Source organism: uncultured Allobosea sp., assembly GCF_945957345.1.
Taxonomy (GTDB): Bacteria; Pseudomonadota; Alphaproteobacteria; order Rhizobiales; family Beijerinckiaceae; genus Allobosea.
In genome coordinates this window covers 37,886-47,500 of the sequence record NZ_CAMFKW010000040.1, presented here as the reverse complement: position 1 = coordinate 47,500, position 9,615 = coordinate 37,886, and the positions used below count along the sequence as shown (strand labels likewise).

Annotated in this window: 10 protein-coding genes (1 of these 10 running past the window's edge); all 10 read right to left on the bottom strand. The window is 65.5% G+C overall.

The features are described 5' to 3' along the window. Positions 1 to 70, bottom strand: the 5' end (the start) of a protein-coding gene (locus tag Q0Q36_RS18515) for a recombinase family protein (protein ID WP_293800190.1). Its footprint begins 1,628 nt before the window's first position; 70 of the gene's 1,698 nt are visible here — the first part of the coding sequence; the start codon lies at positions 68 to 70; its stop codon lies beyond the left edge, outside the window. A gap of 368 nt (positions 71 to 438) precedes the next feature. Further along, complete coding sequence (locus tag Q0Q36_RS18510) at positions 439 to 999, bottom strand: hypothetical protein (protein ID WP_293800188.1); 561 nt, start codon at positions 997 to 999, stop codon at positions 439 to 441. A 28-nt stretch (positions 1,000 to 1,027) separates the two neighbouring features. Next, positions 1,028 to 2,953: a hypothetical protein gene (locus Q0Q36_RS18505; RefSeq protein WP_293800186.1), complete on the bottom strand. Its 1,926-nt coding sequence runs from the start codon at positions 2,951 to 2,953 to the stop codon at positions 1,028 to 1,030. Positions 2,954 to 3,102: 149 nt separating this feature from the next. Continuing rightward, positions 3,103 to 3,606, bottom strand: a complete 504-nt coding sequence (locus tag Q0Q36_RS18500; protein WP_293800184.1) for a hypothetical protein — start codon at positions 3,604 to 3,606, stop codon at positions 3,103 to 3,105. A 119-nt stretch (positions 3,607 to 3,725) separates the two neighbouring features. Further along, positions 3,726 to 4,583 (bottom strand): hypothetical protein, encoded by an 858-nt coding sequence (locus Q0Q36_RS18495; RefSeq protein WP_293800182.1) that lies wholly within the window; start codon positions 4,581 to 4,583, stop codon positions 3,726 to 3,728. Between the two features lie 55 nt (positions 4,584 to 4,638). Further along, positions 4,639 to 5,844 (bottom strand): AAA family ATPase, encoded by a 1,206-nt coding sequence (locus Q0Q36_RS18490; RefSeq protein WP_293800180.1) that lies wholly within the window; start codon positions 5,842 to 5,844, stop codon positions 4,639 to 4,641. A gap of 8 nt (positions 5,845 to 5,852) precedes the next feature. Continuing rightward, positions 5,853 to 6,824, bottom strand: a complete 972-nt coding sequence (locus Q0Q36_RS18485) for a hypothetical protein (RefSeq protein WP_293800178.1) — start codon at positions 6,822 to 6,824, stop codon at positions 5,853 to 5,855. 96 nt (positions 6,825 to 6,920) lie between these two features. Continuing rightward, positions 6,921 to 7,868, bottom strand: coding sequence for a hypothetical protein (locus Q0Q36_RS18480; RefSeq protein WP_293800176.1), 948 nt, complete (start codon positions 7,866 to 7,868; stop codon positions 6,921 to 6,923). 176 nt (positions 7,869 to 8,044) lie between these two features. After that, positions 8,045 to 8,263 carry a helix-turn-helix domain-containing protein gene (locus Q0Q36_RS18475; RefSeq protein ID WP_293800174.1) on the bottom strand — a complete coding sequence of 73 codons (219 nt, stop codon included), beginning with the start codon at positions 8,261 to 8,263 and terminating at the stop codon, positions 8,045 to 8,047. A gap of 334 nt (positions 8,264 to 8,597) precedes the next feature. Continuing rightward, complete coding sequence (locus Q0Q36_RS18470) at positions 8,598 to 9,494, bottom strand: hypothetical protein (protein WP_293800172.1); 897 nt, start codon at positions 9,492 to 9,494, stop codon at positions 8,598 to 8,600. Positions 9,495 to 9,615: the final 121 nt, after the last annotated feature.

Sequence of the window (9,615 nt, the reverse complement as noted above, 5' to 3'; positions counted from 1 at the left end):
ACTGGTCCTCGATCGAAGCCGCACGCTGAAGATCGGACGAGTAACGGGCGTAGATCGCGACGCGGGTCATTGGGACGCCTCCTGAACGGGGCCCATCATCACAGGCTCTCGGGGGTCGGGTGCTCAGAGTATCGATATCGTCTGCGTCGCCTTCAAGCCTTCTTTCCCTTCGGCCGCGAGCCGGTCCGTGAACCCTCTTTGCCTCTGTATCGCTCTCGCGCGATCTGACGGCCGACCAGCCGGGCCAGGCGGTGCACGGCGTCTTCTCCGATTTGCGAGGGCGCGGGCGAATGGCTGGTATCGGCCTTGTGAGACGACACAATGCCGCCCCCGGCAGGCTGGCCAGGGGCGGCATCGTCTTTTCCTGGTCTCGGCTTCCTGGCCATGGCCGCCTCCGGTGGGAGAGGCTGACCAATCTGACCACATTAAAGCTGATGGCTACCGGATTAATTCGGGGCGGGAAGAAATAGGCGCCTTTGCCGGGACGACCGGGTTGGCCGCAGGCTCGCCGGTCACCGGCAAGGCCGGACGCTTCGTGACGAAGCCCCAAGCGCGCCACATCGCCATGACGGCGGCGGTCTCTTGCTCTGGCGCGATCTGGAGCTTCAGCTCGCCGCCCTGCTGGGGAAAGATCCGCTGGGGGGCAAAGCCGATGACACGCCAGCCGGTCGCCGCGCGACGCAGCGTAACGATGCTGCCGTTCACGGAATAGCCGTAGGCGCGAGCGACCGGCCCCTTGAAGATATGGGTCGCGATGATGCCCTTGCGCATGCTGTTGGGCATCCGGATCCTGTCCAGCCTCTTCTCCGCCTCCTCGGCGAGGTTCCTGATCTCGGACGCCGTATGGGTCCACTTGCCAATGAGAGTGAGCGTCAGCTTCAGCAGGGCCTCGTCGTTGGATACCGCGACATTCGGGGTCTTCGTGGTCATGATCGTCTCTCCTCGCTTGTTTGGCTGCGGTGAGATCATCTGTGGAATGGTGCCGCGCCCGAACGCCACCGTAACAACTCGGGTGCGGCAAGTTTCGTCAGAACAGGAGGTTGGGAACTTCAGCAGCGGTGCTCGTGGCTTCATCGAGAGGCGCGCCTACGAGGTTCGACCGGCCGTCGCGGGAGTGCGACACGATCATTCCGCAGCTGTTGACCATCGCTTCCTCGCAGATCAGGCGGAGTTCGCGGCGAGCGTCCTCCAGGCTGCACCGGTCCTTGCACGCGATCGAGAGGGCAGTTTCGAAGACCAGCCAGCCGGCGTCGAGCGCGCGCCCGGCAACGCGGTCGATCTCCACGAGAACGAATTCCTGGGCCATCAGGCAGGTCACGATCATCTTGCCGGTCCGGACGAAATCTCCGATCGCGACCAGCCACTGGTACTCCAGCGTCCGTTCTCCCTCGTCGTGCCGGATTTTCGCGCCGTTGACGCGCCCGAGAACCGCGAGCATCAGCAGATCGAACGCCTCGATCTGGTACACCTCGCCAATCTGCCGGTCCCGGATACCATCGACGGACGTGTTGATGATCTCACGCCAATCGGCCTTGGCCGGGCGGTCCTTCGGCGAGTCGTTGATCCTGTTGAGCTTGCGCAGGTTGGAGGTCTGGCGCTTCGCCAGCTCGAGCGCCTTGAAGGCCACCTTGATCAAGTCGTAGAGGTAGGTATCGAGCTGCGTGGAAGAGGCTTCCTCGACGTTGTATCGCAACGCCGCGCAAGCGCGGAAAAGCGCGTCCGGGATCGCTGCCGTCCAGAAGCTGTTACGACAAAGCCAGAAAGCCCAGTGCCCATCGACCCACTCTTTAAGATCAGCGGGCATGCCCGGCCAATTGGTGCCATTCTTCTCCTGGAAGAGCGTGTATCCCGCCTGATGGGTGGTGTTGCCGCTCGCCGTGTCTTTGACGCGGTAGAACAGGTGGCGGATGAACATGCACAGCGAGAGCTCGTACAAGCTCATGCCTGACCGTCCCGTCATGAGCGGCGAATGTTCGATGATGATGTCGATGCCCTGTCCGCGCGCTTTCTCCAGCATGGCCTTCGCCGCGGGCGTAGCGCTGCTCGCGTGGGCACGCACGACCACCTCACCATCCACCACTCTTGCGTCATGGATTGCCTGCGCCTGCAGTTGATGACCGACGGGGATCAGAGCGGGTTTGACCTTCATCTGAGAGATTGCGGGCCTTCCATCTCCGATCTCCGCAGGTGGCACATCGTCCTTCTCTAGCGGTTGTTCGGTCTTGTCATGACCGGGGACGTTCTGCTTAGGCGGTACCGCGGGAGGCGTCGTCTGGACGAGGGTAACTTGGCCGTGTCGGGGAAGGACAAAGCCATCGATGAACATCCGCCCCACGACAATCGCGGTTGCGTAGGGGATGACCATGCATTCGAGCTCGGTAGCACCCGAATTCTTCGCCGCATCGACGAGCTCACCCCCGGCGAGGAGGACGTACTGCCCTTGTTCAGAGGGATGCTTGATCAGGATCGGGTACGGCCTCGGCCTGCGCGCGCCGACGGTGTTGGGTGCCAGGCCCAGATACTTGCTGCCGGAACGATCCGCCGCGGAAACCTCCGTCATCCGCAGCTTGACCAGCTCCTCCGCCATGATCCTGACGCCGGTCGCTACACCCTGATTGAGTGCGCAGTCGATCGCGTATTTGCTGACGAGCTTGGAATTGAGAACGCCGACCTCGCCGAAGACAGCGGGGTTGAGGTGAGCCTTGTTGAAGACCGCCAGCTCGCCAGTCCTGTGCATCTTCTTGCTGATGGTCTTCGGGCCGACCGAGGCGGTCGGCCCGAAGATGGCCGGGTTGAGCCTCGTGGCGTCCAGGATCGCCAGGGGCTGGGTCTTGAGCGTCTTGCGGTTGGCGAGGCCGGGCCGCGCCAAGATGGGCTTGTCGGAGATGGCCCGGTTGAACTTGGCGGTGTTGAAGGGCGGCAGCGTGCCGACCTTGGAGACTTTGTGCGACATTGCTATATTCCTTTCGGTTTCGACGTTCGATTGGTTCCGTCTGACCAAAAGGCTGCCTGAGTCGCGCTCTGCTGCCACCCCTATCGGACACGTTTTGTTCGGCTATTGATCTATTTCTGTTCCGACTCGTTAACAAATCGTTAACGCGATTACTTGATTGGGTTCCTACCCTGATAGATTTCACGGTCGACCATGACGGCACCGTCGGTGTCGCCGACGATGTATTGCTCACGCGTGATCCAGCCGCACTCGCTGTCGACGGCGGTAGCCGTCGCTGTCCCCTCTTTCGCGGGAATCAGCCGCGGCGTCGTCCCACGAGCCATAATCGGGATCTCTTCTGCCTGTAGATTGGCGACCTGGGCAACAAGCCCGATCACGATGACTGCGCGAGCGCCGCCGGTACAAGCACTCGCAGCCTCCGTTGCGCCGAAGACAGCGTAGTTGCCGTGATGCGTCCCGTCGATCACGACAACGAGGTCTTTGGAATCGCGCTTGAGGATGATATTGAGTTCTTGCCGCCCGCCCTCGGGCCTGAGCGGTAGAACGAGACCCTCGAAGCGATGGTGGGTATTGTAGTGGCCCACGCTCGATAGAAACCGAGCGTGCATTCCGAATTTGTCGCAAATGGAATAGGTCCGCGGAGCGGGCATCATGACCTCCTCTAAATGGCTATCCGGCGCGACTGCCGCGCCGGTCCTGCCGTGAAGGCCAAGGGATTGATCGCATCTCCTCCGGAAAGGCGACCGGAAGAACTCGGGTCGCGCGAAGAATATTATGGGACCGGGTATGTGAGCTGCCCGTAGCCCTGCCCACGTGATTTCCAGCTTTTGGCGGCCACGCGTCGAGGATTGACCACATGATCGTGGACGATCAGCTCGGCGATGCGCAGCAGGCGTTCGGCGTCCCGGCTTTTCGGGCGGAAGAAGTAGAACTCCTGCGCCTCGCTGGCACGCACCATCTCGCCGAATCCATACGCGGTTGCGCGCCTCAGCTCCTGAGGCGCGATCCCGAGCAGGTCGCAGTGTGCTCGACCGGCCGGACTCCGAAGCCAGGGATTGAGCGCGGCGTTGCGCATGCGGTGGTGCAAGCACTTGTCGAACTCGCGAACCGAGAGATCGGCCGGCAACCGGACCGCCAGGCAGCGCTCGGCGAGCATGACCGGCGAGCCGGGGAGCGGCTTGCCCTTCGGCAGGATGTGCTGCGCCATCCAGTTGTCGTAGCCGAGATCGGAGCACGGATAGCCGTCAGCGCTGGTGGTGAGCGAGCCATAGCGGTCGCTATTGAGCTCTCGGAAGCGGTCGCGCAGGTTGACCTGTGCGGTGACTGAGACCTTGTGCACCGCCATCTTCAGGCGGCGGGCGAGGCCGAGCAGGCCGGTCGCGATGGTCGGCATCCTGTGGTCCTCGCCGCAGCCGGCGGCGTAGATGAACACGAGCTTGCCCTGCTGGTAGGCCGTGCGAAAGCGCTCATTGGTGAAGGCGGTGTCGGCGAGCGGCAGGAGCGTCTTGCCGCCGATCCTCGGCCACTGCGTCGGGAACCATTGGGTAACGGCGCCGGCCGAGCCGGGCGGAAGGAGCGGGCTGCCGATCGGGCGCTTCGTGCGGGTGACGGGCGCTGTCTTGGTCTTCATGGCGTCTTGCCTTTCTGTCGTGTCGGGTTTCCCGGGGGCATTCCCGTTCTCACCCTCACTCCCGCTCCCCCTCGCCCTTTCGCTTCGGCCGCACGAACCCGATTGGCCTCCTCGCGCCCTCCATGCCGCCGAGCAGGATCGCCTCGGCGGCTCCGATATCAGCAGTGACGAGATAGCGGCGTCCGGCCTCGGCGGCGAAGCCGAGCGCCAGGGTGACGAGTCGGCGGATTCCGCGCGGATTGGTGGTCGCGAGCCGGGCCACGACCGCATCGTCAGGCGAAGCGAACGCATCGCCATGCACGGCGATGATCTCGGCGGCGATGCGGCTGGCGATCGCGCGCAGCATCGCGCCATCCGGCGGCGCGATCGTCACGACCAGGAATCTGTCCTGGATGTAGGACGGCAGGGCGTCGAGATCATTGGCAGTCGCGATGATCAGGCAGCGCGAGAGGTCGAACGGGATGCGCAGATACTCATCGACGAGAGCGCAGGCATTTTCCGGCTCGAGTACGGCGAGAAGGCTGTTGTAGGGCTTCTCGGTCGAATGGGTGACGAACTTGTCGATCTCGTCGAGGACGATCAGGGGATTGCCGGTCTCCCCTCCCAGCATCGCCTCGGTCACCACGCCCATGCGCGCGCCGCGCCAAGTCGGCGGGTGGCCGACGAAGAGCGCTTGGGCGTCGGAGTTGGTGGCGCAGGAATGGGCATGCTGCTCGACGCCGAGTGCGACGGCGAGCCTGCGGCTGAAATGGGTCTTGCCCAGGCCTGGCGGCCCGACAAGCAGGAGCGGCGGGATGGCGATGCCGGTGCCGGCCATGGCGGAGAGTGCCGCGGCCCGCTCGACCAGGGCGATCACCTCGACGAAGCCCGGGCATTCTTCGCGCAGCCGGGTGAGGCGATCGCGCGTGCCGTCATCGGCAACGACGAGACGGCGCAGCGGCTCCTCGTGGAGGAGCGCCCGAAGACGCTCGACCCGTCCCTGCTCGTCACTGGAGGCGGAGCTGGAAGGTCCGCTTTCATCGACCTCGTCACCGAGGCCGACAAGCCTGAGCTGCTTGAGAACGGAGGCTCGGTGGAAGACCGCGACCGTGGGCCCCGGCGCAGGAGCGGTCGCGGGCGGCTCATCGCGAGCCGGGGCGACCCGTTCTTCGAGGGCTTCGCTATCGGGACGCTGATCGCGCAGATGGCCGAGCAGCCTCTGCCGGTCCAGGTCGCGCAAGGTCGCGACGGCCTCGGCATCGTAGGCGGGAATCGTGGTCATCGCGCGCCTCACAGCTCGACGCCGCCGAGAACGGTCACGAAACGTCCGCCCTGTCGGGCAATGCGGCGGCCGACGCCGATCGCAATCTCGACCAGCGCACGCATCGCGTCGGGATCGGCAGCGCGTTCGGAGATGAGCCGCTCCACCTCCATCTTGGCGATCAGGTCGCCGGAGCTGCGCGCCGGCCAGAGTCCAATGCGGCAGAGACGGGCGTAGGCCAGGATGAGTGCGCCGCGCCGGGCGCCGTACCAGAAGGGAGAGGGTGGCTCGGCCTGCGACCAAGCCTCGATGCTCGAGAGCAGGGTCCTCGCCTCGTCGAGCAGGAGAGCGAGATCAGGCGGATCGTCGAACCAGGTTTCCAGCCCCAGTCCATGTTCGAGATGATAGACGTCGGGGCCGCTGCCATCGTCGGCGTCCGGCTGCGGCAGCACGGCGCCGCTGAAGCGCTGAGCAGCCTGTTCCATGCCGCGTGGCACGTGCGCGCCGATGACGAGGCGCGGATGGCTGTCGGCGAAGGAGCGCCGCAGAGCGCGCGCCATCAGCACCGGATCGTGAACGCCGTTGCCGGCGCGATATTGCTGGTCGCGTTCTTTCACGAGCATGGCCCGGGCGAAGTGGTCCTCGGCCGAGCCGGGCGGCACCAGCAGCATCGCGATCGCGCCGGCATGGGCGAGGACGGCGAGCGCATTGCCGATGTCGACCATGTGCTCCAGCGCCGCGGGATCGGCCTCGGCGAGGGTGAGGAAGCGCTCATATTGCTGCGCATGCACCAGCGCCCGTCCGCGCAGGTCGAGGATCGGCGGGAGCCGCTCGAGCAGCGCGGCATGGCGTTCGAGCTCGTCCGGCAGCTCCGGCAGGAGCCTGTCGAGCGCGGCGAGCTCGTCGATGACGGGCACGCTATCGGTTGTGAAGACGAGGTCGCGCAGGGACGGTGCGATATAGTCGGTCATGATCTGGATTGTCCTGAGGGGTCGGCTCATCCGCCCTTTCACCGTCTCCTCCTCGCCATGACGAAAGGCGCGCCCTTGTGAGGCGCACCCCTCCGATGACCTGGGATGGCTGCCGCAATCCGGCCGTCAGCCGATCTCGTCGATATTGAGGAACCGGTTGCTCTGGCCGGCCACCGTCTCGCCCTGACCGAAGGCGATTTCCCAGAGCGCGCCGAGCCGATCCGGGTCGGCGTCGCGGGCACGGACGAGATCGCGGGCCGCGATCTTGGTGGCGACATCCGCCGCGTTGCGGGCGGGCCAGAGCGCGATGCGGATCAACCTGGCATAGGCCAGGACGAGCCCGCCCTCGATCGTGGCGTCTTCCATCCCGGTCGGCCGGTCACCACGACGCAGATCGTCGATCAGCGCGAGGAGGTGATGGACGCCGTCGAGAAGATCAGCGAGATCGGGGGCAGCGGCGAAATACGCCTTCAGGCTGTCGGCCTGCTCGAGCGCCCAGGCGCGGGGGGCGCCGGGCTCGATCTCATCCCCCGGCTTCGGCTGGAGCGCCCCGACCCGTCGCGCCATGGTCTCGATCATCTCAGCGACCGCCTCAGTGGTGGTCGGCAGCGTCAGAGGCGCGGGGCGCCGCGGGAGATCGCCGACAGCACGACGCGCCAGCGCGATGTCCTCGCCATCGCCGTTCCGGCGGGCATGGCGCAGCAGGTCGCGACCGAACTGCTCGCGCGCCCAGGCATCGTCCTCGGAACGAGCAGGCAGCAGGAGCAGGGCGAGGTTCGAGGCATTGGTCAGGATCGACAGCGCGTTGGCGACATCGATCCAGCGCTCGACCTGCCCCTTCTCAAGGGCGAGGAGCAGGATCAGGCGCCGGACCTGTTCGGTATGAGCCTGCCCGCGACCACGGAGCGCGAGCAAGCCGGGCAACTGGTTGCGGAAGATGGCGAGGCTTTCGGTCGCGCTCGGCGCGATGGGGACGAGCCGCTCCAGGCCGGCGAGGTCGTCGATGACGTGATGCAGGGTCGTGTCGAGCGCGATGGTGCTGAGCAGCTCATCGCGGCGGATAGCGGTGTTCATGGTGTTTCCTTCGATTCACTTGGGGTGACGGCTTCCTTCCGTCGAATTCCTCCTCTCTCCTGATCTCGGTCTGCTCCCTGCCGGCCTTGGAACGCGAACAGGCAGCACCTGCGAAGGTGCTGCCTGTCATGGCCTGCGGGGGGCGGGCGTCTGTGGGGCGCCCCGGCCAGGCCGGCTTATTCCGTCGCGAACAATGCTGCGATGCGCACGCCGAGCCCGAGCGCGATGAGGCCTACCTCGTCGAGATGAGCATCGGCCGCTGTCGCCTCGATCGCCCCAATGCGACGTGCTGCAATGCCGGTCAGGCGGGCGAGGTCGTCGATCGACAGGCCACGTTCTTCGCGCAACCGCCGCAGGTTGCGGGCGAGCAGTTCCCTGGCTGACAATGGCTTCATGGGGTTTCCTTTCCGGTTGGATCGGAAGTTCCCTTTTCCTGCCGCCTCTCTCGGACTGATGGCATGCCGCCGATCAGCTCTTCGGCTTGCAGCCGGCGCGCGGAGATCATGGCCCAAGAGATGTTGAAGCAGATTCAGGCGACGACACCGGCTCGGCGAAGGCGAGGAACCTGATCCCGGCCAGCACCAGAGCCATGAACGTTGCGGTCATGGTCTTGAACCTGTCCTTGGGGGTCGGCCTGTCCGCCCTTTCACCTCCTTCCCGACGTCATGTTGAAAGGCGCGCTGGGTGGGCCCGCCCCTGCCATTGAGGATTGGGATTGGCTTGTGCCGATCAGGGGAGATCGGTGACCGTCCTGCCGAGGTCGACGGCCCATTCGACCGTCGCTCGCATGTGGTCGGGATCACGGCCGCGCGGCGCGATCAGGTCGAGGGCGGCCTGCTTGACGGCGAGGTCGCCCTCGTCGAGGGCCCGCCACACGCCGATGCGGGCGAGACGGCCATAGGCGAGAAGCTCTGCGCCCCTGATCGGATCGTCCAGGCGCGAAGGATCCGCGATCTTGCCCTGGAGACGCCGCCAGACATCGACTTGAGCCAGCAGCGTGCGCGCGCCGTCGAAGAGATCGGCGAGGTCGACCGGCGTCGCGAGCCAGAGCTGCAGCGACCGGGCCATCGCGACCGGATAGGCCGCGGGTTCGCTTGCCGTGGCGCTGAGGCAGTGCTGGGCCAAGACCTTCGGCAGCCTGGCCGGCCGCATGCCGTCCTCGCTGAGTGCGACGAAGTCACCGCCGCACATCCGGCTGACGCGATAGGCGATGTGAGGTTCGCCCGAACGGCGGGCCTGACGACGCAGGGCGCGGCGCAGATCGGCGCGTGCGCGATAATCCCCATCGCTGCGCGGCGCGATCAGCATCGTCGCAACATTGCCCGCATTGATCAGCATCGCCGAGGCCCCGACAGCATCGGATTTGAGGTCGTCGACCTTGACGATGCCGTCGCCGAGGGCCGTCAGCAGGCCTTCGATCTGCGCGGCATGGAAACGGGCTCGTGACCGGACCGGCAAGAGCGAGGGACGGTCGCGCCAGACCGAGGCACACCGCCGCAGACCGGATTGATCCTTGTCGCCGAGGAACTCGAGAGCCTCCAGCTCGTCGATAATGCCGACGAGCGGCGTTTTTGTTGCGCCCAGGCTCCAGGCCGTTGCGATGTCGGCTTCAATGGTGGACTTCACGAGATGCTCTTTCATGAGGGGTGATCTGCTCTCCGCAGCGCCCTTTCTCCTGTCCCTCTTCCCCATTTGCGCCGACCGAACGCGAAAGAGCGGCACCTCGCGGCACCGCCCCTTCCTTGGA